20 protein-coding genes and 1 pseudogene (1 of these 21 cut by a window edge) are annotated in these 24,837 nt (G+C 71.2%); 11 read left to right on the top strand and 10 right to left on the bottom strand.

What is annotated here, in order from left to right; translation table 11 throughout:
* Positions 1 to 18 precede the first annotated feature (18 nt).
* Positions 19 to 1,179 (bottom strand): PucR family transcriptional regulator, encoded by a 1,161-nt coding sequence (locus QP089_RS37905; protein WP_285918606.1) that lies wholly within the window; start codon positions 1,177 to 1,179, stop codon positions 19 to 21.
* A 392-nt stretch (positions 1,180 to 1,571) separates the two neighbouring features.
* Here QP089_RS37905 and QP089_RS37900 point away from each other — a divergent pair, with 392 nt between their 5' ends.
* Both QP089_RS37900 and QP089_RS37895 read left to right on the top strand, forming a co-directional pair.
* A complete protein-coding gene (locus QP089_RS37900; RefSeq protein WP_285918604.1) occupies positions 1,572 to 2,834 on the top strand; it encodes a hypothetical protein in 1,263 nt (420 codons plus the stop codon).
* 199 nt (positions 2,835 to 3,033) lie between these two features.
* Positions 3,034 to 3,708 carry a TetR/AcrR family transcriptional regulator gene (locus QP089_RS37895; protein ID WP_285918602.1) on the top strand — a complete coding sequence of 225 codons (675 nt, stop codon included), beginning with the start codon at positions 3,034 to 3,036 and terminating at the stop codon, positions 3,706 to 3,708.
* A 226-nt stretch (positions 3,709 to 3,934) separates the two neighbouring features.
* Here QP089_RS37895 and QP089_RS37890 read toward each other — a convergent pair.
* Positions 3,935 to 4,705, bottom strand: a pseudogene (locus tag QP089_RS37890) (MFS transporter); the annotation flags it as partial.
* 50 nt (positions 4,706 to 4,755) lie between these two features.
* On the opposite strand from QP089_RS37890, the gene QP089_RS37885 reads away from it, so the two are divergent.
* The 4 genes from QP089_RS37885 to QP089_RS37870 all read left to right on the top strand — a co-directional run bounded on the left by QP089_RS37885 (position 4,756) and on the right by QP089_RS37870 (position 7,444).
* Positions 4,756 to 5,130 (top strand): hypothetical protein, encoded by a 375-nt coding sequence (locus QP089_RS37885; RefSeq protein ID WP_285918599.1) that lies wholly within the window; start codon positions 4,756 to 4,758, stop codon positions 5,128 to 5,130.
* 494 nt (positions 5,131 to 5,624) lie between these two features.
* Entirely contained in the window at positions 5,625 to 6,686 is a 1,062-nt protein-coding gene (locus tag QP089_RS37880) for a hypothetical protein (RefSeq protein WP_285918598.1), read from the top strand.
* Positions 6,687 to 6,884: 198 nt separating this feature from the next.
* Positions 6,885 to 7,064, top strand: a complete 180-nt coding sequence (locus QP089_RS37875) for a hypothetical protein (protein WP_285918596.1) — start codon at positions 6,885 to 6,887, stop codon at positions 7,062 to 7,064.
* 209 nt (positions 7,065 to 7,273) lie between these two features.
* Positions 7,274 to 7,444 (top strand): DUF1737 domain-containing protein, encoded by a 171-nt coding sequence (locus tag QP089_RS37870; protein WP_285918595.1) that lies wholly within the window; start codon positions 7,274 to 7,276, stop codon positions 7,442 to 7,444.
* A 325-nt stretch (positions 7,445 to 7,769) separates the two neighbouring features.
* Here QP089_RS37870 and QP089_RS37865 read toward each other — a convergent pair whose 3' ends face one another.
* Positions 7,770 to 8,363 (bottom strand): hypothetical protein, encoded by a 594-nt coding sequence (locus QP089_RS37865; RefSeq protein ID WP_285918593.1) that lies wholly within the window; start codon positions 8,361 to 8,363, stop codon positions 7,770 to 7,772.
* A 393-nt stretch (positions 8,364 to 8,756) separates the two neighbouring features.
* On the opposite strand from QP089_RS37865, the gene QP089_RS37860 reads away from it, so the two are divergent.
* Together QP089_RS37860 and QP089_RS37855 are read left to right on the top strand one after the other, a co-directional pair.
* A complete protein-coding gene (locus QP089_RS37860) occupies positions 8,757 to 9,047 on the top strand; it encodes a hypothetical protein (protein WP_285918591.1) in 291 nt (96 codons plus the stop codon).
* A gap of 267 nt (positions 9,048 to 9,314) precedes the next feature.
* A complete protein-coding gene (locus tag QP089_RS37855; RefSeq protein WP_285918590.1) occupies positions 9,315 to 10,277 on the top strand; it encodes a YihY/virulence factor BrkB family protein in 963 nt (320 codons plus the stop codon).
* Positions 10,278 to 10,805: 528 nt separating this feature from the next.
* Here QP089_RS37855 and QP089_RS37850 read toward each other — a convergent pair.
* From QP089_RS37850 to QP089_RS37840, 3 genes are all read right to left on the bottom strand, one after another.
* Positions 10,806 to 11,015, bottom strand: a complete 210-nt coding sequence (locus QP089_RS37850) for a transposase (protein ID WP_285918817.1) — start codon at positions 11,013 to 11,015, stop codon at positions 10,806 to 10,808.
* A 253-nt stretch (positions 11,016 to 11,268) separates the two neighbouring features.
* The gene (locus tag QP089_RS37845) at positions 11,269 to 11,457 is read right to left on the bottom strand and encodes a YegP family protein (RefSeq protein WP_285918588.1); all 189 of its coding nucleotides are present in this window, start codon (positions 11,455 to 11,457) and stop codon (positions 11,269 to 11,271) included.
* Positions 11,458 to 12,136: 679 nt separating this feature from the next.
* The gene (locus QP089_RS37840; RefSeq protein ID WP_285918586.1) at positions 12,137 to 13,348 is read right to left on the bottom strand and encodes a glycosyltransferase 87 family protein; all 1,212 of its coding nucleotides are present in this window, start codon (positions 13,346 to 13,348) and stop codon (positions 12,137 to 12,139) included.
* A gap of 97 nt (positions 13,349 to 13,445) precedes the next feature.
* Here QP089_RS37840 and QP089_RS37835 point away from each other — a divergent pair, with 97 nt between their 5' ends.
* A complete protein-coding gene (locus QP089_RS37835; protein WP_285918584.1) occupies positions 13,446 to 14,576 on the top strand; it encodes a sensor histidine kinase in 1,131 nt (376 codons plus the stop codon).
* The gene (locus QP089_RS37830) at positions 14,573 to 15,229 is read left to right on the top strand and encodes a response regulator (RefSeq protein WP_285918582.1); all 657 of its coding nucleotides are present in this window, start codon (positions 14,573 to 14,575) and stop codon (positions 15,227 to 15,229) included. The genes QP089_RS37835 and QP089_RS37830 overlap by 4 nt, the downstream gene beginning before the upstream one ends.
* A 136-nt stretch (positions 15,230 to 15,365) precedes the next feature.
* Here the strand turns inward: QP089_RS37830 and QP089_RS37825 are convergent, their stop codons facing one another.
* From QP089_RS37825 to QP089_RS37810, 4 genes are all read right to left on the bottom strand, one after another.
* Positions 15,366 to 16,556, bottom strand: a complete 1,191-nt coding sequence (locus tag QP089_RS37825; RefSeq protein WP_285918580.1) for a cytochrome P450 — start codon at positions 16,554 to 16,556, stop codon at positions 15,366 to 15,368.
* Between the two features lie 211 nt (positions 16,557 to 16,767).
* Positions 16,768 to 17,742 (bottom strand): TauD/TfdA family dioxygenase, encoded by a 975-nt coding sequence (locus QP089_RS37820; RefSeq protein ID WP_285918578.1) that lies wholly within the window; start codon positions 17,740 to 17,742, stop codon positions 16,768 to 16,770.
* Positions 17,739 to 19,556, bottom strand: coding sequence for a non-ribosomal peptide synthetase (locus QP089_RS37815; RefSeq protein ID WP_285918576.1), 1,818 nt, complete (start codon positions 19,554 to 19,556; stop codon positions 17,739 to 17,741). The genes QP089_RS37820 and QP089_RS37815 overlap by 4 nt, the downstream gene beginning before the upstream one ends.
* Positions 19,553 to 20,338, bottom strand: a complete 786-nt coding sequence (locus QP089_RS37810; RefSeq protein ID WP_285918574.1) for a hypothetical protein — start codon at positions 20,336 to 20,338, stop codon at positions 19,553 to 19,555. Before QP089_RS37810 ends, QP089_RS37815 begins: the two co-directional genes overlap by 4 nt.
* A 322-nt stretch (positions 20,339 to 20,660) precedes the next feature.
* Here QP089_RS37810 and QP089_RS37805 point away from each other — a divergent pair, with 322 nt between their 5' ends.
* A protein-coding gene (locus QP089_RS37805; protein WP_285918572.1) for a non-ribosomal peptide synthetase crosses the window boundary here: on the top strand, positions 20,661 to 24,837 show its start. The gene runs 11,465 nt beyond the window's last position; only the first 4,177 of its 15,642 coding nucleotides appear in the window; its start codon is at positions 20,661 to 20,663; its stop codon lies off the right edge, out of view.

Genomic DNA, 24,837 nt, shown 5'->3' with positions numbered 1-24,837 from the left:
GCAAACCCCCATCACGATCTAGGCGGTGAGGGCGGCCAGGGCCAAGGCGTAACCGTAGGGGCTGGTGAGGTCGGTGCCGAGGTGCTGGCCGATGCGGCGGATGCGGTTGTCGACGGTGTTGGGGTGGAGGCCGAGAATCCTGGCGACGGCGCGACGGTCTTGCTGGTGGGAGATGTAGAGGCGGAGCGTCTCGGCGAGGGCGGGGTCGGCGGTGACGGGGGTGAGGAGCGACCGCAGGAGCGGGCCGGTGTCGTCCGGGTGGTTCAGGTGGTATTCGAGCAGGACGTCGTCGAGTCGGTAGAGACCGGGTGCGCGGTCCAGGAGGGTGACAAGACGTAGGACCTCTCGGGCGGTCGTCGCGGCGCGGTGGATGTCCATCACCCCTGGCGCGGTCGCCCGTGCCGCGCGCGATGGGGCCCCGTGTTCTTCGGTGAGGACGCGGTGCACGGTCGAGGCGGGATCGCCGGGCGGCTTGCCGGGCAAGGCGAGCAGCAGGTGAGTGGCATGGTGATCGGTATGGACGATGGCGCGGTGGCCGGTGGCGCGTTCCAGCGCGGTTTGCAGGCGGCGTGCGGCGCGGTGGGTGTCGACGGCCGTGGTGTGGGCGCGCGGTGGAGCGACGACGACCATGATCTGTCCGGTCAGGCCGAGGGAGTCGACCTGGCCGGGTGCGGCAGGGGTGCCGGTGAGCAGGTCGGCGATCAGCGAGCGCTGCCGTTCGCGCAGCTCATGGGTCCGTGAGGTCTTCTCCGCGGTGTAGGTCTCGGTGACGTCCCCGACGAGGGCGGCCTGGGTGGCGAACAGCAGGTCGGCCAGTTCGAGGAGGGCGGATTCCTCACCCGGCCGGGCGACTTCGCGCAGGGCCCGCCACAGCATGTCGCGGTTGGTGAGGTAGCTGCGCAGCAGGACGTGCAGCGGCATGCCCTCTTCGGCGCGTTGGGCGGCCCGCTCCCGGTAGAAGCGATAGGGGTCGGGCACCCGTTCGCCGTTGACGGTCTGCAGGAAGAACCGCAGCCCGTGCCGGACGGTCGCGGCGATCTCCACCTCGCGCATATCGCGCGGCAGGCTCTGGTAGGCCGGGATGTCCCGGAACCCCACCTCGGTGATCTTACGGGCGAGGTCGTTGATGAGCGGCTCGCAGCGATTGGCGAGCGTGCGGGCCTCCGCGGAGAAATCCATGACCCCCCTTACTGTGACGCGTCACAGTACAGCTTGTGCTCCTACCCCCTTTCAGCTGCTCTGGTGCAGATCACAGAATGCGGTGACGAGCCGGGACGCGTTCCGGATTGTCGACCGATCCGCTGGAGTCTCTGTGATCGACCACCTTCCACCGGAGTACCGCTCCCGCCTGGACCGTGCCTGGGAAGGAGGGGTCTCCGTCGCCGAGCATCTGAACGGCGGCCGGGCGTGGGACGGCCCGATCCCTTCGATGGCCGGGAGATCGCGGCGATTCGCGCCGAGGTCTACGCCGAGCGCGCCCGCCAGGAGGGCTCCACCATGGCCAAGAGCGTCTTGATCCGCGGCGGCCGTGGGTTCCGCCGCGCCCGTCCCGTCCACCGAAGGAGCCCGTCATGTCACGTTCCACGATCTCCACCGCCGTGCTGGCCGCCGTGACCGCCACGGTCGCCGCGAGTACCGCCGCGTCCGCGTCCGCGTCCGCGTCCGCGTCCGCGGCCGCGGCCGCGGACACGCCCGCCGGTCCGCAGGCTCCCGTCTGTTCCTGGACGGAAGGCGGATCCCGTTTCGCGAACACCGCTTATCCCGACACCTCGGCGCGCTACTGGGTGGCGCCGTTCACCGTCCAGCCCGGGCTGCACATCACCCTGCACGGCACCTTCCCCGACTCCCGCTACATCTCGGTGTCGGTGTACGACGCGGCCAAGAACTCCTTCACCACCAACGGCGTTCAGGCGACGTTGCCCGACTACCGCATCGCACCCGACAAGGGACAGACCAACCCCTGGCAGCGGCGCGCACGGCCCGGCGGCACCTTCACCGTCACCCTGCGGGCCGATGCCGCCCCCGGCCAGGCCAACACCCTGCCGCTGGCACCCGCGGGCACCCCCGACGGCGCCACCGGGCAGATCCTGTTCCGCTCCTACCTCGACTCCGGGAACGTCCCGCTGCCGCAGGTCACCTTCGAACGCGACGGCATCAGCCGCACGCTCGCACCCTGCGCGCCGCCGCCGGTCACACCGGGGAAGCCGACCGGTGAACCCTCACAGGGCGACCCGAGCGCCCCCGTGGTGTTCAACCGGGGCAGCGGCGCAGGCCTGTACCCGAACCTCGACTCGGCGTACCTGTCGGCGCGCGTCCAGCCGCCCGGCGACGGCCGCGTCATCGTGGTGCGTGCCAAGGCACCGCGCACCGTCAAGGGCGACCGGCCCCAGCCCTGGCCCGCGCGCGGCGCCGACCTGCGGTACTGGTCGATGTGCTCCAACATCGTCGTGCCGCCCTACCCCGTCGTCATGAACCACCTGGCCGACGGCTCCCTGGACGCCGGCTGCCGCACCGATCACCAGACCAGGGTCGACCGGCACGGCTACTACACCTACGTCCTGGGAAGCGAGGCTCAGCGGCCCGCCATCAGCAGGCTGCGCGACGTGACGTTCCTGCCGTTCTCCAGCGACATGCCCGACGCCCTGCACCTGCTCCTCATCCGTAACATGGTCACCGCTCCCGGCTTCCACCACTCCGTGCTCGACGTCCCCCTCGGGGCCACCGCTCAGACCGCCGGGACGGTCATGGGCGCCTACTACCCGCACGGCGCCGTCTGCGACCTTGCCGCCCTCAAGCGCCACGCCGGCCTCGACCGCTGCCTCCAGAACTCCTGACCTGAGGCTGCGCCCATCCCTGAGGAGCCCGGGACCCTGTCCGCCCCCGCCGAAGCCCGCCCCTGGCCGTCTGGTACGGGCCAAGGGCATCAGCCGGTCATCGCCCGCCGCGGCACCCCACGGGTTCCGGCTTCGGGAGCCTGCGGCCACATGCGAACGATCGTATGTAATAGCTGGCAGGTGTGGCAGATTGGGTCTCATGAGCGAGTCCTCCCAGCACCCGAAGCCGGATGAGACGGCCGGACCGGCGGAGCCGTCCGGTCGGGGGGAGGCGCGGCCGGACCAGCGGCTGGTGCGGGGGGCGCGGTCCCGGCGGACGATCGCGCGCCACGCCGTGGACGTCGCGTCGCTGGAGGGGCTGAGCGGGCTCAGCTTCGGCCGCCTGGCCGCCGACCTCAACATCAGCAAGAGCAACATCCAAACGCTGTTCCGTTCGAAGGAGAATCTCCAGCTGGCCGCCGTGGAATCGGCGCGCGAGGCGTTCGTCGACGCGGTCGTGCGTCCCGCCAAGGACGCTCCCCGGGGTGCCGCCCGGCTGCGCGCGCTGGTCGAGCACTGGATCGTCTACGCCGCGACGCCGCTGTTCCCCGGCGGGTGCTTCCGGGTCGCCAACCTCGTCGACTTCGACAGCCGTCCGGGCCCGGTCCGCGACGAACTCCTGCGCGACCAGCAAGAATGGGTCGGCCTCATCGCCCACCATCTCCGGGTCGCCGCCGACGCAGGCCAGATCGCCGATCTGGACGCCGATCTGGCCGCCTTCCAGATCGACGCAGTCCTGTGCGCGGCCAACACCGCGATGCGCCTCGGCGACGCCGACGCCGCCGACAAGGTCCACCGCGTGATCGACGGGTTCCTCCGTCCACCGCGGAGTTGAGCTCGATGGGGCCACCGCCGGGTTCGCGTGCCGTGGACGGGGCCTGACGCCGGACGATCTCCGCGGTGGTGGTCGCGCGCCACGGGTGACGACAAGGCGACGATGACGGGCGGGAAGGCCAACCACATGATCGAGGTCCAGGAGCAAATCGTGCCCTTTTCTGTCGCTCCAAGCGCGCGTAGTCGACGGCGTATGTCGGGCCCGGCGTTCAGGGCTGGGCGGCCGGCTACTTCGGCAGGAGGAAGACGACGATGCCCGCTATGACGGCGATGACGAAGGCCCCGATGGACGCGGCCGCGAAGGCATCGCCGGCGGCGGCAACCCGGTCGGCCTCCGCGGGCCCGTAATGGAAGAAATGGAAGAAGACCGCTCCGATAACGGCGACGCCCAGCGCTCCTCCACACTGCTGGGCGGTGGACAAGGCCCCTGAGGCGACACCGGCCGACTCCGGCTTGACGCGGCTCAGCACCGTGTTGAGCGCTTGCGTGATGACCAGTCCGCCACCGACGCTCTGCAGGATGAGGGTGGGGATCACCAGCAGCGCGGTGATCCGCGGGCCGGACACCAGCAACAGGCCGGTCGCCAGGTAACCGCTCGCCATTATGATCGTCCCGATCTCGAGGACGCGTCGCCCATATTTCGGGATGATCCGGCTCGCCACCATGCTGAAGACGAAGAACGTCGTGGCTGCCGGCGTGTAGACCAGGCCCGCGCCTAGTGCTGACATCTCCAGGCCCTGCTGCATCGTTACCGACAACGCCAGGTAGTAGGAGTAGATCAGCGCGTACAGGGTCAGGACGAGAATGATCCCGAGCGAGAACGTGCGTTGCCTGAACAGTGTCAGCGGTACCAGCGGATCCTGGCCGCGCCGTTCCAGGTTCCGCTCGATCGCGATGAAAAGGCCGAACGCGATCGCGCTGCCCGCAAAGCAGGCCCAGACCCACCCCGGCCAGCCTGCCTGCCGGCCCTGGATGAGCGGGAGCACCAGAAGGAAGAGGGCCGCGCTGAGCGTACGGCCGCAGGCGGATCTTCCTTCTCGGAGTGGCCTTGTTCACTCTGTCATCGATCGCCTGCGCGCTGTCGCCGAACGCAGGCGCCCTCATCGCCGCGCGAGTTCTCCAGGGCGCGGTCGCGCCGGCACCAACCCGAGTCCGAGTCCGGTGGTGCCGGCGCGCGGCCGCATGCTGCCGCGCGGCAAGCAGAACGACGCCGGTGAAGCCGGCCATCGCCGACTCCGGTCCGGTCTGGCCGACCGTGCGGGTGATGGCGATGGCCGGGGAGATCTTCAGCTCGCCGGTGAAGGTGATCGCCTCGCCTGCGGTACTCACTCCGGGGCAGCCGAATGAGCCGTCATTGTCGGCGGTCGTGAACGGGGTGGCGGTCGCGCCGGCGTACTTCAGGATCCGGGCGGTGTTGGTGTAGGTCGCGGCGATGCCGGAGAAGGAGAACCGGCAGTCGTCCGCGAAGATCGTGAGGCCGTACCGGGAACTCTTGGGCCCCGTGAGGCTGGTCGTTGCGGTGGTGGCGTCGTAGTCGGTGGCGGTGTAGGAGACGGGACCGACGCCGGTCGCCGCCGTCCCGAGCATGGTGGCCGTGGACCCGTCGGGTCGGGTGCAAGCCTGGCCGACGGTGTCGTCGCCCGATCCCAGGTTCGCGGTGGTGCCGCCGGCGGTCTTGCTCGCCAGCCGCCCCCACTGCCGAGTATCGCGCATACATACGGTCGATCGTATATATTGTCCGTCCGGAGTGCTCGCCGTGGGTTTGCGCGGCCTTTGGAGAGAGGTGGCCGGCTGTCGTCGGCTCGGCCGGTGCGACCGGCCGGTCGCGCCCCGGGGCCGCGCGGCCCGGCCTCGAGGCGGCCAACACCATGCCAGTATTTACTGGCAATATCGGTCGGGACGCGTCATAGTGCTGGCATGAAACGATCACTTGCCTGTGCCGCGGCGGTGGCCGCCGCCCTGCTGTCCGCGCCGGTGACGGCGCACGCGGACGAGGGCACCTTCACCTCGGTGTCGCTCCCGTTCTTCTGGCCCACGGCCGAACTGGACGACGTGGCCGCCGACACATCTGGCGGGGTCTGGATCGGCGGGGCCCAGGGGGAGTACTGCGTGGTCTGGGCCGACAACTGCGCGCTCTACAGCAACGGAGCTCCCGTGCTGCGGCGGTGGAAGGGGTCGTCCTGGACGGAGTATCCGCTCAACGGCTGGACGGGCCAGGGGCAGATCGGCGCGATCGCCTCCTCGGGCGCCGAGACATGGGTCGCCGGTGGCCCGACCGGCTCCTCCGGCTTCCACGACTACCTGGCCCGCTTCGACGGCACCGCCTTCCAGAAAGTGGACAAGCCGTCCCAAGCCAGACTCAGCATGATCAGCACCGGCCCCGCCGGAACCTGGGTCTCGCAGGTCACCGGCGCGGGCGACCCGACGCCGCGGCTGCAGAAGCGCACCGGCTCCACCTGGACCGGCTACGCGCTCCCCATCGGCGACGTCTCGGACCTGCAAGCCCGCAGCGCGACGGACGCGTGGGCCGTCGGGGGCAGCAGCACCGCCTCCGGCACCGCCCCCGCGATCGCTCACTACGACGGGACCTCCTGGACCGGCGTCACGCCGCCCACGATCCCGGCGGGCGCCAACGACGCTTTCGTCAAGGTCGTCCCCGTCGGCGCGACCGACGTATGGGCCCTGACCTGGAAGTACCTCACCCACTGGAACGGCACCGGCTGGACCGTGATCCCGCTACCGGACGGGATTGCCCGCGGCGGGGACCTCGCCGTGGCCGCCAACGGCACCGTCTGGGTGGCGCCCGCCGACTACGGTACGAGCACGCCCTACCTGTACAGCGGTGGGTCCTGGCATGCCGCCACGCTCCCGGCCGGGCTGAAGATGTACGACATCACCGCGGTGCCCGGCACCTCCACCATCTGGGGCGTCGCCCACAAGGGGACCTACTCCGACCCGGCGGCTCTCAAGAACTCCTGACCGCCCAGTGCGACCCGGAACCGGCTCGGCGGCGCTGCGGCGTGGATTCGCTGGAATGGCCTGCCGCATTCCTGACGGCCCCGCTCGCGAGGTAGAGACGGCCCTCGCGCCTCCCGCAGAGTCGGCCCCTGGCGGCCTGGAGGACACCAAGGGCCCACATTGAAAACTCAGTCTGGCCGCCATCGGGAGGGGCTCGGCATGGACGAGAAACCAGACGACGACACCGAACTGCCCTTTCCGGCGTCCACCGTCCGCACAATCCTGCTGTTCCTGCGCATCCCCCGCTTCATCGCCGACCACGCCACGGCCCTCCTGGCAGCCAACCTCAGACGCAGGCCCCGGTCCCGGCCGGAGCGGCGGTTGCCGCCGCGCGAATGAACGAGATTTTCCCAGTTGCCGTACGGCTCCGCTTTGTCCCCTGGCGCGCGCCTCCCGCTACGAATACGCGGCAGCCAAACCCAAGGGGCACCGTCAAGCATCTCCCGGACGGAACAAAGTGAGTGCCGCTTTGCCTGCCGAATTGAGCTGTGCCGAATCAGGGACGGCGCCGCTCGCCAACCGGAAAAAGCCGACCATAGGATCAACGCATGACTGAAGAACGAGAACCACCCCGGTACGTCCTCACCGGTCCTGATGACGAGGCGTTCTGCTGGCGGGTCAGCGAAGCGCTGGACCTGGGCTACGAGCTCCATGGACCCCCGTCCGTCACGTTCAACGGCGACCGGGTCATCGTCGCCCAAGCCCTCACTCGAGGCTGAAGCCGGGGCCTACCGGCCATGATCTTGGTGCCACCTGACCGGTAGGCGTTCGATCAGCAAGAAGACCTCCGGGCTCAGTGGAGTTGCAGTTTGCCCAGACCGAGTCCGCCGATCCCGATGCTGCGGCTGAACATCCGGCAGCGGCGGTGGAAGAGGCTTCCTGGTCGAGCAGGAACCGCGCGAGATTCCGACAGACCGGACCGGGGTGTCGACGCGCGCGTCCAGGTGATCGAACACCTGGGCGCCAGCAGACCGCGATCATCAATGCCAGCGAGGCCAGGTTCCGCCGACCGGTTCGGCGTTGATCACTTCTTCTGCCCGCGGGTCAGCGCCACCCGTGCGCATCCGGCCGGTAGGGGCGGTAGGGCTTCGGCCCGGCGAACGGAGCCGGCGGCACCAGGCCTTCCCCTGGCCAGAACGGCGCCCGCGCCGCGGCGGCACGGACGCGCTCTTCCAGGTCGCGCAGGCGCACCAGGCGCTCGGCGCCGTCGTACTCGGTGCTCGTCCCGTCCGGGTAGTGCATCGTCAGCGTGGTGTGCGGGCTGTTGGCCAGCAACGCCGCCGACAGTTGCGGCAACCCCAGCGGCATCGCATCGCACCGGCCGGCGCGCGCGAGTGCCACCACGGCGTCGGTCACCCGCTCCCAATCACCAACGGCGCCCCACAGTCGGCCGCCGTTCAGCTCGAACGTCAGCGTCGAGACCGGCACCACGCATCCGGGACTGCGGTCGGGGAACTCGGTCAGGCACCGGTACATGCGGCCGCCGTCGGGCTGCGGCACCGACGGATGCAGGAGGGTGGCCGCGTGCACGATCGTGGCGTTGATCGGCACCGGATGCCGCGCCTCCTCATAGGGCTCGTGCAACGTCAGCAGATACACCTCGACGCACTCGCGATCAGCATCATTCAGGTCGGTCATGCGCGGCACAGTAGCGGTTCAGCGCGCCTTCCGTCGGCCGGTCCCGGGGACCGTCGAGATCCCAATGCCAGACCAGTACGCGCTGGACTGGTTCAACGGGTTGGGCGGACCTGAAAGTGTTCCTACCGCTGGACGTCGTCGCGGATCCGAGGTAGGTCGTCCGCAGTTCCCGGGCCGGGCGGGCCATATGAGAGCGGTATATCATTACCCGCCAGGAAAGAGGCACCCCGCTCTCCCTCGAGAGGGCTTATAGCACCCCGCTAGGGGTTCGCCGAATCGGCTTCAATGCTTACCCAGTGGGTCTCAGGATTCGTCCCGAGGACCTACTGCTGTGTTTGACGGTCGGGCATCGGCAGCGTCACCGCATGGGACGGTGATCCGGCTGGATCGACCGTGATCGTCGTTCAGGGCCTGGACGGGCGGCTCGGACTGCAGATGGCGAGCCCCGGCATCCCTGCGCTACGCCAGCCGCAGATGGCACCGTTCCGGGGGACGCTGGTCACCGCCAGCGGTACCCGGGAGTTGGCCCCGGCCGCGAGTGAACTGCCGATCGCGGTCCGGAACCCGGCCGCCCTCTACCGGCAGGTGGCCAAGGACCTGGCGAACGGCACCGGCATCACACCGACGTTCGAGGAGGCCGTCGCCCTGCACAGGCGGCTGGACCGGTTCCGCTCGGGCGGCTGACCGCCACGGCGTCGCTCGTGCTCCTGGGGGCCTCGGCGATGGCGCGCAGCTTGTGGTGGTTTCACACGGTCGTGGTCGTCCACGAGATGGCCGGCCGGGCGACGCTCCAGGAAGGCCCGGCATCCTGCTCATCATCGGCACCGTCGTCCTAGGGTTCACCGTCACCGGCGATGAGTGGTCGAGGCGATGGCGGGACTGCCCGGCCCGCTCCATGATGGGGGTTCAGGCCGGGCGAGAGGGGGACATGCCGTGGGTGTGGTGGCCCGGGTGGACGAATACCAGCGGCGGCATCGCTGGGCGGGGCTGCCACTGGCCGTGGTGTACAAGTTCGTCGACGATCAGGGCGCTTATCTCACCGCGTTGATCACGTATTACGGGTTCGTGTCGCTGTTCCCGCTGCTCCTGCTGCTGGTCACCGGCCTGGGTTTCGCCCTGCAGGGCAACCCCGGCCTGCAGCAACGCGTGCTGGATTCCGCGCTGGCGCAGTTCCCGGTCATCGGCGACCAGATCGGCACCAACATCCACTCCTTCCACGGCAGCATCCTTGCCCTGGCCACGGGCATTGTGGGCAGCCTGTACGGCGGCCTAGGCGTCGTACAGGCCACCCAGAACGCCCTGAACAAGATATGGGGAGTACCGCGTAACTCCCGGCCGAACCCGATCGCCGCCAGGGCGCGCAGCCTGCTCCTGCTGACGGCCGGCGGCGTGGTGGTCCTGGCCACCACGCTGCCGTCGGCGGTGACCGCCACCGGCGGCCTCGTCGGCGCCGGTGTGCGGGCCGCGGCCATCGCGGTGGCCGTGGCCATCAACGTCGTGCTGTTCACGGTGGCGTTCCGGATACTGACCGCCCTGCCCCTCACTCTCGCGCAGGTCCGGACGGGTGCGATCGCCGCCGCGCTGGTCTGGCAGGGTCTGCAGTGGGCCGGCACCTTCCTGCTCGGCCACATGCTCAAGGGAGCCACCGCCACCTACGGCATGTTCGGCATCGTGCTCGGCCTGTTGACATGGATCTATCTGGGCGCCCTGACCTTCGTGATCGCCGCCGAGATCAATGTCGTCCGCGACCAGCGGCTGTGGCCCCGCAGCCTCCTGACGCCCTTCACCGACAAGGTCGATCTGACGGCCGGAGACCGGCGTGCCTACACCTCTTACGCGGAGACCGAACGCCACAAAGGCTTCGAGAACGTCGACGTCGATTTCGACCCGCCGCCACGCGACCCGCGCGACTGAACCATGCAGACCAATGGTTGACGGGCTCGAGCACAACCAGCGCGGTCGGGTCCGCCACACACCATCCCCACGAGCCGTGAGGTGGGACGGCCCTGCCGTAAAGGCGCATAGATGCGGCGCGGAGAATGGCTATCCATCGGTTCGCCAACGGATGATCTTGCTCGGGTCGGTCGTGGCTGGGGCGGTGCGGCGTCGCGGTGGGCTCCGAACGCTGACCTTGAGCGCGTGCTCAAACGACCGTCCCTGACGCCGTCTCATTTACGGCGAATCGAACTGACCGTAGCGGCGCGCTGGACGGCGCGCGCATCGTGGCCACCACCGTGCGCGAGAACCTCGGCACCGCGAAGCGTGATCTTCGGGCTCGGGGACCGTGCCACCGGTGGTTCACGCTGCAGATCGCCGCGCCGGCGGGCTCCGGTGGCGCGCTGGTTCGCCGGCATGATCGTGGAATCGAGGTTCAGCTGCCAGCCGATCAGTCCGGCCGCCTCGGCCCGGGTCTGCAGGGCGGCCAGGATGCGCGCCCAGGTTTTATTGCGCTGCCAGCGGCGGGCCCGCCTGCCAGGTGCCGTGGCAGGCGGACACGTCCCGCCATGGCGAGCCGGTCCGAGGACGCCAGCGGATGCCGTCGATGAGCCGCCGTTCGGTCCACCTCGACGGTCGCCCCGATCGCCGGGCAATTGGCAGCAGCGACTTCAGGATGGCCCATTGCTCGTCGGTCAGGTCGAACCGCCTCGTCACCGCTACGCCGGCCACGAGGTCTCCGGTTCAGAGTCTTCATGGTCGATGAACCACCTACCGGAGACCTCGCTGCGTCCGGCTCACAACACGCAGATCTTCACCCACTCCGAAACACGCCTCAGCAGCGCCGACAGGTGACCGGTCACCTGACAGATCAGACCGTGATCGACATGCCGCTCCCACGTGAGCCACGTCGTGCCGCTGCTGTGGGCGACGCCGCATATTGGGCTGGGGGTGCGCCGGGTGTCGCGGATCAGCTACCGGTCTGGTCGTCCAGCTTCGCCTCGGGAGCGTTCTTGCGCACCGACTCGATGCCCTTCAACGCCGAGGCCTTGGTCTCATAACTCTCGCTGGTGGCGATCACCTGACCGTTGGTGGCGACCAGATTGAAATGGAACTTACCGGTGCTGCCCTTCTTCAGCTGAAACTTGCCGGCCATCATCGCTCCTTTCCGCGCCAAGCCGAGCGCGCGCATCCCATGAGCGCGCCTATGATCGCGGCGGATGCTTCCCCAGAAAACATCCCTTATGCATCGTTTCCGCCAACAGACCGGCACTGGCATCGGAGTGGGCCACGGCACGGGCGCGGCCAGCCGAGAGGCCGCAGGTCACGCTGGTGGCGCCATCATGCCGTGGCAGTAGGCCGTCCTTGGGATCCGCACCTGCAAGCCCTGGGAGAGTCGCGGCGGGCCCGGGAAATCCACCAACGGCGGCTCCCCGCGACCTGGAAGGTGATCGACGGCGAACAAGATCGTATTCGGCGGCGGAGGCCGCTGTGGCGTCAGTCGCCCTTGGGCCGTGTCGATGGAGTGGACTGCCGGACGGTACCGACTTTTTTTTGGGGGGCGTGACAGCGTTCGCTGATCAGGACCATCGGAGCGGTGAAGCGCGGCTGCCGCCTGTCGGACTGACGGCGGGGCTTGCGTCGAGCCCGGCCGGTGCGTTGGTCGGCCGCCGCTCCGCTGTGGACGGAGGGCAGGAGGCGTGCAACCGTGACGGGCTCGTCGGCGTCCGGGCCGTCCGAAGGCCGCCACGTCGACGTGGCGGGGCCTCCAGAGTGGTGGGCGTGGATTCGCCGACTGATCTCGCGGCCTGATTTTCGGCGAGTGCATGGCCGAGCCGTCAGGTCGGCACGTTCTGCTCCGGCCTTTCGCCGGCCGGGAGGAGACGGATCGCCGGGCGCGGCGCCGGGTCGTTCGCGGTCGTGAGATCGTCCCTGCGGCGCAGTCGGATCGTCATGTGGACCAGGAAGAAGAGGCCGGCGATGAGGTAGCAGTTGGCGACCGGCGTCAGGAGATGGAAGCCGTATTCGCGCGGGTCCCCGTTGTGGGGCGTCAGCCACAGTGGAGACAGGGTGAAGATCAGGCAGCCGGCATAGGCCGTTTTCCGGTGGCCATCGCGGAGGAGTACGGCCAGGACCGGGACGATCCATACCCAGTGGTGCGCCCAGGAAATGGGGGAGACGAGCAGGCCGGTCACGCCCGTGACCGCGGTGGCGCTCAGCCAGTCGCCGCGCCTTGCCCAAAGGGCGGCGACCGCGGCCCCGAAGACTCCGATGGTGGCCGGGACGATTAGGTACCACGAGCCTATCTCGGCCGTGCCGTGGAGTATCCGGGTCAAGGTGCCGTAGGGGGACTGGTTGCTGATGTAGGAGACGCCGACGCGTGACGTTTTGAAGAAGGTGTGCAGCCAATAGACGCGGGACGCGTCAGGTGCTATGGCGTAGGCGAGCAGGGTGCAGACCGCGAAGGCGGCGAGGGCCGTGACGGCGTCGCGGGTCCTTCTCGTCAGTAGCAGAAGGACGATGAAGACGGCGGGGGTCAGCTTGACCGCGGTTGCGATGCCGATGCCGATTCCGGCCGGACGCCCGGCGGCGACGCGGTGCATGTCGGCGAGGACGAGGGCCAGGAGGAACAGATTGACCTGGCCTAGGAAGAACGAATGCCAGACGGGTTCCAGAAGGAGACCTGCCGCCACGACGATGGTGAGCGGGATGCGGCGACCGAGCATCTTCAGTGTTAGTGCACAGCACCACGCGAAAGCCGCGACCGCGGCAAGCTGCCAGATCACTCGGGCGACCGCGAGCGGTATCGCCGTCAGCGGGGTGAACAGCGCGGCCATGAAGGGCGTGTTGGTGAACCAGTGGTCGACGAGTTGCTCCTGGTAGAGGCGGGCCCCGTCCGTGACGACATGTCCGCCCAGCCAGTAGATATGAAAATCGAGCGAGTTGTAGAAGGCCGAGAACAGGGCGATCCCGAGAATCTCCGAGGCCAGCACGAACCACGCCAAACGTTTCATGAGGATAATGGTGCCGATATCGCGGTCGCCGGGCATCGGGCCGTCGGACACATTTGCCGCAGGTGTTCGTAGCCCGGAGGATTACGCCTGCGGGCCAATGTGGGTGCGGGCGGGCGGAGGATACGATCGGCGCATGTCAGTCCTGCCGCGGAGTCGAGCGTGTCGAGCCGCCGGTACGGTCCTGGCCTGGTCCGGGGCCGTCCTCTACCCCGGCGTCCTGGTCCACGCGGTCTCCGCCGCGAGATCCGGCGTGGGGGGCCTGGAGACTCTGCTCTCCGCCGCTCTCACCGTGCTGGTCGCCGCCCTGTTGAGGCGCCATCCGCTGCCGGCGCACGCAATCCTGCTCTTCGCCTGGATCGCCGCGCTCGTGGTGATGCCGAACGATGTGATCGCCGGGCTGCAGATACTGCTCACCGATCTCGCGGTCTGTTACATCGCGGCCACGCACGGTCGGAGGGTCGCGGTCCCCGTAGCCGCCATGACCTGCGTCCTGCAGGTTCTTTCCGTCATCGCGTGGCTGCGCGTCGACGGGACGCTTCTCATCACCGTCGTCCTGGCGACGGCCGTGATGTGGATGGCGGGGGACTCCATCCGCCAGCGGCGCGCGCACACCGAGACGCTGCGTGAGCAGGCCGCGGCGCAGGCCGTCGCGGCCGAGCGGCTGCGGATCGCCCGGGAGCTGCACGACATGGTCGCGCACAGCATCGGCATCATCGCCATCCAGGCCGGCGTGGGCGGACGGGTGATCGACACCCAGCCGGGGGAAGCGCGCAACGCGCTCGACGCGATCGAGGCCACCAGCCGCGACACCCTGTCCGGGTTGCGCAGGATGCTCACCGCGCTTCGCAAGGACGATCCGGGTGCGGCGCCGCTCGGCCCGGCGCCCGGCCTGGACGACCTCGACCGCCTGGCCGCGGCGACGATGGACGCCGGCGTCGAGGTCGACATCAAGCGGACGGGGGAGCCGAGGCCGCTCCCGCCGGACGTCGACCTCTCCGCCTACCGGATCGTGCAGGAGGCGGTGACGAACGTCGTCCGCCATGCGGGCACCGACCGCTGCCGCGTGACGATCGACCACCGCGACGAGGAACTGGCCATCGAGATCGACGACGACGGGCGCGGCGGCATGGTCGGGGCCGGGTACGGCATCCTCGGGATGAGGGAGCGGGTCGCCCTGCTGCGCGGCGAGTTCACCGCCGGCCCGCGCCCCGGGGGCGGGTTCCGCGTGGCGGCGCGCCTCCCCCTCCCGGCGGCGGTGGCATGACGATCCGCATCGTGCTGGCGGACGATCAGCCACTGGTCCGCGCCGGGCTACGCGTCCTCATGGCCGACACCCCGGACCTGGAGATCGTGGGGGAGGCCGGGACGGGCGCCGAGGCGGTCGCACTGGTGGAGGAACGCGGTCCCGACGTGGTCGTGATGGACATCCGGATGCCCGACATGGACGGCATCGAGGCCACCCGCCGGATCACGACCGCGCACGTGCTGATGCTGACCACGTTCGACGACGACGAGTACGTCTACGGCTCGCTCAGGGCGGGCGCCAGCGGGTTCCTCGTCAAGGACATGGCGCTGGAAGAGATCCTGGCGGCGATCCGCGTCGTCGCGAACGGGGAGGCGCTGATCGCGCCGGGCGTCACCAAGCGGCTGATCGAGGAGTTCGCGGCCCGTCCGGAACCGGCGCCCGGGCCGCCGCCCTCCGTCGAGGGTGTCACCGAGCGCGAGCGGGAGGTCCTCACCCTGGTCGGGCGCGGGCTGTCCAACCAGGAGATCGCGGGGGAGCTGTTCATCAGCGTGGCCACGGCCAAGGCGCACGTGGCACGGCTGCTCGCCAAACTCGGCGCCCGTGACCGCGTCCAGCTCGTCATCACCGCCTACGAGCTGGGGCTGGTCGGGCCGTCGGCAGGCGGCGGTTGATCTCCGCCGGCCGGATGCGCCACGACGCGGGGACGGGAAGGACCGGTGCGGGTCCATACGCCTCGGCATGCCGGGCGCGGCCGGCCTCCGTGCCGGCGGCGGGGACGCCGAGCCACCGCCGGACCGGTCCGACGACTCAGTTGCGAAGGGCGACCGGCAGGCGGGCGGGCCCGTTCACGACGATCGAGTCGAGCAGTTCCGGCTCGCCGGCGAGTTCGATCCGCACGCCCCTGCGCAGCAGCTCGCCGTACAGCAGCTTCAACTCGACACGGGCGAGAGTGCTGCCGAGGCAGAAGTGTTCACCGAATCCCAGGGCCAGGTGGCGGTTGGGGCGTCGCTTGACGGTGAAGCGGTCGGGCTCGTCGAACACCTCCTCATCGCGGTCGGCCGAGGGGAGCCACAGCACCACGCGTTCCCCCGCGTCGATCTTGTGTCCCCGGATCTCGACCGGGCGGGTCGCCGTGCGCATGATGTGCGTGGCCGTGGACGTCCAGCGCAGTACCTCCTCGACGGCGGAGCCCAGCAGGGCCGGGTCGTCGGCGAGGGCCCGCCACTGGTCCGGATGCTCCAGCAGGGTCAGCATGCCTCCGGCCGCGGCGATCCGGGTGTTCTCGGTGCCGCCCACGAGGAGGTTGTCGCAGTTGAGGATGACGTCCTCGGCGCTGAGGCGGGCGCCGTCGACTTCGGCCGTCGCCAGCACGCTCACCAGGTCGTCGGCCGGGGAACGCGCCCTTGCCGCCTGCAGTGTCTCGAAGTAGCCGAGGATGTCCAGGTGCGCGAACCGGCGGCCGAGGGGGTCGCCTGCGCCGAACGCCTGGCTGGTCAGCTCGTACAGGTGCTCCCAGTCGGCTTCCGGCACACCCAGCATCCGGCAGATCACGTACAGCGGGACGCGGGCGGCGATGTCGGCCACGAAGTCGCACTCGCCGCGATCGAGGGCCCGGTCGACGACCTGCCGGGTGATGTCCGCCATCCCGGCCTCGACGGCGCGCACCGACCGCACGGTGAACCATTCGTCGACCAGGCCGCGCAGCCGCCGGTGCCGCGGCGGATCGGTGAGCGCCAGCGTGCGGCCGCCGCCGGGGTCGTCTCCATGGCCGGCGGGGCGCAGCAGGATCCCCTGCGCGGAACTGAAGGTCTCGGCGTCGCGGTACGCCGAGCGCACGTCCTCGTATCTGGTGAGCGCCCAGAAATCGGGAAAGTCGGTCGCCGGGTGCCGGAAGACCGGCGCGTTCGCCCGGAGCCACCGCCATTGCGCGTAGGGATCACCATGGGAGTACAGGGCGGGGTCCACGAGGTTGATTTGCGTCGGAGGGTCGTTCGGCATATGACGGGACGTTGGCACGGAGCCGGGCCGATCGTCAAGATCGCAGATCATGGCCGAAGGCCGCTGAACGGGAGTAGGCGTTCAACCGGCTTTCCGGTCCATTTGAACATCGATGGGTGAAGAACGCTCGTGCGTAGTGCTCGCCCGCGATGTGCGCGGTTCATCGACGCAATTCCGGGTCTTCATTGGCTTTCGAAATATTACCGGCAGGTCAGGTCAGAGCGACGAGGACCGAGCGGGAGCCGGTGTACGGCTCGCGCCCATGGGCCACCAGCATGTTCTTGACGATCAGGACGTCACCGGGCCGCCAGGGCAGGGTCAGCGCCGCACGTGCGTAGGCCGCGTCGATGGCGGCGATGTCCTCTCGGGAGATCGGCCTGCCGTCGCCGTGGTAGGCGTTGCGCGGCAGGTCCTCCGCGGCGTACAGCTCCAGCAGCGCCTCCTGGACCTCCGGGTCCAGCGCGCTCACGTGGAACAGGTTGGCCTGGTTGAACCAGACCTCGGCGCCGGTGCCCGGCTCGGTGCGCCAGGCGGGCCGCAGGTGGCTGGTGCGCAGGCCGCCGTCGGGCGTCCAGGCGAAACGCTGGCCATGCCGGCGGCAGTAGCGTTCCACCTCGGTCCGCGAATCGGTCTGGAAGCTCTCCTGCCAGCTGAGGCCGAACCCTTCCCGGAAGGTCCGGGTGTAGACGACCCCGTCGGCGAAGCCGTCCCGCACGCGCCCTTCGAGAAGCCGGAGCACGGCCCTGCTGTCGGCGATCGGGGTGCCGCCGCCCGACTCCGCCGGAGTCCGGCACAGGAAGAAGAGCAGCTCCGGCCAATGGTCGGAGTAGGAGCTCTCGTTGTGCATCGGGATCGCCTGGTCGGGCGGGTACTCGGTCGAGGTGTAGACATTGCCGCCGACCTTGGTACGCGGCGTGGAGCGCTCGGTGTACTCCAGCGGTTCGCCGCCGATCGAGCGCACCAGTGCCGTGAACAGGTCGAGGTCGGCGGGCAGGTCCGTGAGCAGCACGGCGCCGTGCTCGTCCAGGCAGGCGCGGATCCGGTCGCGGTGTGCGCCTGCCCAGCCGAGGTGGTCGGCGGTCCCGGCGCCGACCGGGTACACGGCGGCGGTCGTATACCCGTTCCGCACCAGCCGTCCGGTCACCGGGCCGAGCTCGGCGAGCCCCTCGGGCAGGGCGGCGGTCATGGCTCCTCCTGTCGGCGGGCGGCCTCGCCCTCGTCCCGGCGGGCGAGCATCCGCCGGATGGTGCGGCCCTTCAGCACGTCGTCCACGGTCAGCCCGATGCCCTCGCGGCGTGCCCGGGTGACCAGCTTCGCGGCGCCGATGCTGGTACCGCCGAGCCGGAAGAAGTCGTCGTCGACACCGGGGCCGGGGACGCCGGTGAGCTCGGTGAACAGCCGGCACAGAACGCGCTCGCGTGCGCCGGCCGCAGGTGCCGCGCGGGCCGTGGTGCCGGCATCGGGGCGGGTCCTCACCGGCTCCGGCAGCGCCGCGCGATCGACCTTCCCGTTGGCGGTCAGCGGCAGGACGTCGAGCGGCACGATGTCGGCCGGGACCAGGTGTTCGGGCAGGCGGGACGCCGCGTACGCCCGCAGTTCGCCGGCGTCCGGCGGAGGACCGCCGCGGGCCGCGACCACGTGGGCGGTCAGGGCGGCGGGTCCCGCGCCGTGGCGGCGCGGCGTGACGACCGCCCGTGCGACCCGCTCGTGCTCGGCGAGCACGACCTCGACCTCCCCCGGCTCGATCCGGTATCCGTTGATCTTGAGCTGGTCGTCGGTGCGGCCGAGATACTCCAGGTCCCCGTCCCCGGGCCGCAGCCTGACCAGGTCGCCGGAGCGGTACATCCGCTCACCGGCCGGGCCGAACGGGTCGGCGAGGAAGGCCGCCGCGGTCGTCCCGGGCCTCCCGAGGTACCCGCGGGCGAGCTGGTCGCCCGCGATGTACAGCTCGCCCGCCGTGCCGGGCGGCACCGGTACGAGCAGCTCGTCGAGCACGTACAGCCGCGTGCCCGCCGTGGGCCTGCCGATCGGGACGCGCGCGTCGACGGTCCCGCGAGCCTGCGGCGGCGCGGGCCGCCGCACTTCGTGGACGCAACATCCGACGGTCGCTTCGGTGGGCCCGTACTCGTTCACGACGGTGACCGCGGCGTGTTCGGGCCACCACGCGCCGAGCTGCGCGGTCGTGAGCGCCTCGCCGCCGACGATGAGCTGGCCGGTGGGGGAGCACCGGCCGGGCAGCGCCGCCAGCAGCGGCAGGTGCGAGGGGGTGCCCTTCAGGAGCGTCCATGCGGGCGGGTCGTGCCGCGCGCCGGCGTCGTGCAGATCGGTGATCTCGACCGTGCCGCCGGCGACCAGCGGCCCGAACAGCGACGTGACGGCCATGTCGAACGACACGGCCGAGTGCAGCGGGACCCGGCCCGCCAGGCCGGGGTAGCGGGCGGTCGCGTGATCGAGGTAGCGGGCCAGCGCGCCGTGCCCGACGACCACGCCCTTGGGCCGGCCGGTGGACCCCGACGTGTAGATCACGTAGGCGGCGTCCGCCGGAGTGAGCGAGTCCGCGTGGGGAAGGACGGACTCGATCCCGGCCTCGTCGGCCCCGCCGTCCAGCAGGAGACGGGGAACGGCGTGGGGGACCGCGGCGACGTGCGCGGTGGACGTGACCACCAGCGCGGGCCGCGCGTCCTTGAGCAGGAACGCCAGCCGGTCGGGCGGGTCCTGCGGGCTGAGCGGCAGGTACGCCGCCCCGGAGCGCAGCACGCCGAGCAGCGCCGCGATCAGCTCTGCCGAGCGGTCCAGCAGCACCGCGACGAGGTCCCCGCGGCCGACACCGCGCCCGCACAGCGTCGAACCGAGCCGAGCGGATCGCTCCTCCAGCTCGGCGTAGCCCCATTCCCGGTCGCCGTCGCACAGCGCCGTCGCGTCGGGGGTCGCCGCCGCCTGCGCCGCGAACGCCTCATGGACGGGGACGAGCGCGCGGGGTGCTCCGCGGGTGCCGTTCATGACGCCGTACTCAGGAGCCGGTGCACGGCGGCGGCCACGTCGGGGTCGGCCAGCAGCCGGTCGCGGCCGCTGCCCGCCCAGATCGGGGTGCGGCCGAACTCCGGGCCCGGCGCGTGGTCCCTGGAGACCAGCGTCGTCTCCGCCGCCCATTCCGGCCGGTACTCGATCCGGCGCGCGGCGCGGAGGTACGACACGTACGAGCGGAAGACCGCGACCAGCTCCGCGCCGACATCGTCGTCGACGCCCGCGCGCCGGAAGGCCAGGCGGCTCGCCTCGCCGTACAGGCCGAGGATCGCGTCGGCCACCTCGTCGAACGCGTCCGGGGTGCCCGCGGCCAGGTCGGCGGCCCGGGCATGGAACGCTGCCCGCTCCCGGGGCTCCAGGGCGGGCATCGTGCCGACGATCCCGTCGAAGTCCCGCCGGATCGTCCGCACGTCGGGCCGGCCCGGGTTGAAGAGCACGACGGCCGGACGCGACCCCCGGCGTTCGGCGAGCACGTCCGCGAGGGCGCAGGCGAACAGGGAGCCCGCGCAGTACCCCAGGACGGCGCCGACGCGTTCCGGGGCGCCGTCCGCCCACCAGTCGAGGTAGGCGGCCGGGGGAAGGTCCTCGCGGTGGCCTGCGGGCGGCTGCCCGCACAGGCGTACGGGGAGGGCGGCGGTGAACGACTCCACCAGTTCGCGGAACGTGGCCTCCGCGCGGCCGGTGGCGTCGAAGTCGACGGCGAGCACGGCGGGCCGCTCCGGTCCGCCGTCGCTGATGGTGGTCCACGTCTGGCTCAATGGAGATGCCTCACCACACGGTTGGAATTCCCTTCCCGGGGCCGTTTTTCCGGCGCTGGCGGACGGCCCGGGTCGGAGGCACGCTGGCATGGTCCAAGGGGGGCCGTCAAGATTCTGATTTCTCCCGCGAGGGACCGTTCAACTGGTTTTCCCGCCGCGGTTGAACGCCGGATTTCCCGGCCGGTGGAGCAGGCGCGTTCCGGACCATTGATCCACGGCGCGGCTCTGCGGCATAGTGCGCTGCTGTCGACTGGGTGGACGGTGCCGCGGCGCCCGCGATCGGCGTGACCTGTGCTCGTTGGCTCGAATTGGGGTGTGTGAATTGGCGACGTCCGAGCGCGAACTCCGCGAACTGATGCCCGGTCAGCAGGCCATGTGGTACGCCCAGCAGCTCGCGCCGGACAACTGGAGTTTCAGCGTCTCCGAGTACCTCGAAATTCACGGAGACGTCAATATCGATTTTCTCGCCGAAGCGGTGCGCCGGGTCTGGGGAGAGGCCGAGAGTCTCCGCTCGCGTTTTTGCGATACGGCTGCGGGGCCGCGGCAGTACGTGCACGACGGGCCCGGCGATCCGGTGCACGTCGTCGATGTCAGCGGCGAGCCCGACCCCCGCGCCGCCGCCGAGGAATGGATGGCGGGCGACCTGCGCCGCCCGGTCCGGATGCTCGACGGCCCGCTCGGCGCGCTGCTGGTGTTCAAGGTCGCGGACGGCCGGGCGCTCTGGTACCAGCGCGGCCATCACGCGGTGCACGACGGGCAGAGCGGCCTCGTGGTCGCCTCGCGGGTCGCCGCGGTCTACACCGCGCTGCTGGAGGGCCGCCCGGCGGAGGAGGGCGCTCTGGAGCCCCTCTCGGTGCTCCTGGACGCCGACCGCGCCTACCGTACGTCGGCCGCGCTCGACGAGGACCGGACGTACTGGCACGAGGTGCTGTCCGGTCTTCCGGAAGCGATCGGGCACCGGGCGGGCACGGCGCACCGGGCGCAGCGCCCTCCGACCCGGTGGACGGACGGCCTGGGCGAGGACGACGCCTCGGCGCTGCGGGCCGCCGCCCGCCGGCTCGGAACCAGCCTGGCCGGTCTGCTCATCAGCGCCGCCGCGGTGTACCGGCACCGGGTCACGGGCGAGCGCGACATCGTCATCGGCATCCCGGTCCGCGGCCGGTCGGGCCGGCGGGAACTCGGCGTGCCCGGCATGACCGCGAACCTCCTGCCGATCCGGTTGGCCGTCGACCCGGCGACCACGTTCGGGGACGTCGTGCGGCAGACGGCCCGCGGCGTCCGGGGCGGTATGCGGCACCAGCGGTACCGCTACGAGGACATGCTCCGCGACCTGAACCTCGTCGGCGGCGACGTGTGCGGGCTGCGCGTCAACGTCATGGCCTTCGACTACGACCTGCGGTTCGGCGACTGCCCGGTGACGGCCCGCAACCTGTCGACCGGGACCGTCGACGACGTCCAGATCGACGTCTACAGCAGGTCCGGGCTGCAGTTCAACGTCGGCGCCAATCCCGACCTGCACGACCGGGAGGAGGCCGCGGAGATCCTGCGGCGCTTCCTGCGCGTCGTGGACTGGTGCACCCGGGCCCGGCCGGACGAGCCGGTCCACCGCGCCGAGGTGATGGGGAGCGAGGAGCGGCGGCGCGTCCTGGTCGATTGGAACGGCCCGGCCGCCGAGGTGCCCGCGGGCACGCTGCCCGAGCTGTTCGCCGCACAGGCGGCGCGGACCCCCGACGCTCCGGCCGTCGCGTTCGGCGGGACGGGCTGCTCGTTCGGGGAGCTCGAAGGGCGGGCCGACCGGCTCGCCCGCCGGCTGCCGACCCGGCGGGTCGGCCCGGAACCGGTGGTCGCGGTCTGCCTGGAGCCGGGCATCGACGCGGTGGTCGCGCGGCTGGCCGTGCTCAAGGCGGGCGGCACGCTCCTCTCGCTGAACCCCGATGACCCGAGCGCGGTCCCCGAAGGTTGCAGGGTCGCGCTCGTCCTCACCACGAACGGCCTGCGCGATCGGCTGCCGGACGGCACCGAGACGGTCGTGCTCGACGACCCGGCGGTGATCGACCGACTCGCCCGGCTCGACCCCGGGGCCGGCGAACGTGCCGCTCCGCTGCCGGAGCACGCCGGTCTCGTCTCGGCGCGCGGCGCGGTGGTCACCCACGCGGGCCTGGTCCACCGGGCGATGGCGGCGGGCGGCGGTGAGGCGCCGCCCCGCATGGTCCTCGCGCCGGGCGGGCTGACGGCGAGCAGCGTCCTCGCGCCGCTCCTGTCGGACGGCGGGCAGACCGGGGAGGGCGGGCCGGTGGAGGCGGCCGGCCGTCCTCCGGTGAACACCCGCTGGTACGTGCTGGACGAGTGCCTGCGGCCCGCGCCGGTGGGCGTGCCGGGTGAGCTGTACGTCGCCGGACCCGGGCTGGCCCGCGGTTACGCGGGGGCGGCGGCGCGCACGGCCGAGCGGTTCGTGGCGTGCCCGTTCGGACCGGGCGAGCGGATGCACCGGACCGGCGCGACCGTCCGCTGGACCGCGGACGGCCGGATCGAGCCCGTCGCGGACGCCGCCGGGACCGGGAGCGGCGGCCGGGCGGCGCAGACCGCGGCGGCCGGACGGCGCCGGCCCGCCACCGGCCGGGAGGAGATCCTCTGCGCGGCGTTCGCCGAGGTCCTGGGCGTCCCGGAGGTCGGCGTCGACGACAACTTCTTCCGGCTGGGCGGGCAGTCGTTCACGGCGGTGCGGCTGGCGGAGAACCTGCGGGCCAGGGGCGTGCCGGTCACCGTGCGGGCGCTGTTCCAGGCCCCGACGCCGGCCGCGCTGGCCGCCTCTTCGGAGGCGACCCGGTTCACCGTCCCGGACGGGCGCGTCCCGGACGGTGCCGGCGCGATCACCCCGGACATGGTGCCGCTGGCCGACCTGGACGCCGCCGAGATCGAACGGGCCGTCGCGACGGTGGACGGCGGTGCGGCCAACGTCGCGGACATCTATCCGCTCGCCCCGATCCAGGAAGGCCTGCTGTTCCACCACCTGTACGCCGACGGCGGCGACGACGCCTACGTGCTTCCGATCGTCCTCGCGTTCGACGCGCGGGAGAGGCTCGACCGGTTCGCGGGCGCCGTCCAGAAGGTGGTGGACCGGCACGACATCTTCCGCACCTCGATCGCGTGGGAGGGGCTGCGGGCACCGGTCCAGGTGGTGTGGCGCCGGGCCGTGCTGCCGGTGACCGAGGTGGCGCTGTCCCCGGACGCGGCCGATCCGGCCGCCGCCCTGGTGGACGCCGCCGGGCTGTCGCTGGATCCGCGGCGGGCGCCGATGCTGGATCTGGTCGCCGCGGAACTGCCGGACGGGCGGTGGCTCGGGCTGCTGAGGGTGCACCACATGGTGCAGGACCACACGGCGATGGACGTGGTGATCGACGAGGTCCGGGCGTTCCTGGACGGCACCGGCGACGCACTGCCCGAGCCGCTGCCGTTCCGTGCCTTCGTCGCCCGCGCGCGCGGTGGCGACGCCGAGGAGGCGCACGAGCGCCATTTCGCCCGGCTGCTGGACGGGGTGACCGAGCCGACCGCGCCCTTCGGCGTGACCGACGTCCGCGGTGATGGAGCCGAGGCCGCGCACGCCGTGCTGCCGGTGCCGCCGGAACTGGAGTCCCGGCTGCGCGCCACGGCGCGGCGGCTCGAGTCGAGCGTCGCGACCCTCGTGCACGTGGCGTTCGCGCGTGCTGTGGCGGTCATGTCGGGCCGCGATGACGTGGTCTTCGGGACGGTCCTGCTCGGCCGGATGGACGCGGGCGTGGGGGCGGACCGGGTGCCGGGGCCGTTCCTCAACATGCTCCCGGTGCGCGTCCGGACCGGCAGGGACGGCGTGCTGGGCGCGGTCTCGGCGATGCGCGGGCAGCTCGCCAGGTTGCTGGAGCATGAGCACGCGTCGCTGGCGGTCGCCCAGCGCGCCGCCGGTATGCCCGGTGAGACGCCGCTGTTCACCGCGTTCCTCAATTACCGGCACAACGCGGGCGGGAACGCGTGGGAGCGCTGGGACGGCGCCATGGAGGGCACCCGGCTGGTGTCCGCGCGTGAGCGCACGAACTATCCGCTGCAGGTCGCGGTCGACGACAACACGGACGGCATCGAACTCGTCGTGGACGCCGTCGCCCCGATCGAGCCGGCCGCGGTGGCCGTGCTGGTGCGGACCGCCATAAGCAATCTCGTCGCCGGCCTGGAACAGGCCCTGGAGGGAGGGCGCGAGGCGCCGCTGGCCGCTGTCCGGGTCGTCGACGGGGCCGAACGGCATCGCGTCCTCACCCGCTGGAACGACACGGCGGCGGACGCCCCGGAGGCGACGCTCCCCGAGCTGTTCGAGGCCGCGGTGGCGCGGACGCCGGGCGCCCCGGCCGTGGTGTTCGAGGACGCGAAGCTGTCGTATGCCGAGCTCGACTCGCGCGCCGACCGGCTCGCGCGGCTCCTCGCCGGACGCGGCATCGGGCCGGAGTCGGTGGTCGGCGTCTGCCTGGAGCGGA

Origin of the sequence: Actinomadura opuntiae (assembly GCF_030283205.1) — a bacterium.
Taxonomy (GTDB): Bacteria; Actinomycetota; Actinomycetes; order Streptosporangiales; family Streptosporangiaceae; genus Spirillospora.
The sequence above is the reverse complement of the archived record's forward strand: the minus strand, read 5'-3'. Positions and strand labels throughout refer to the sequence as shown.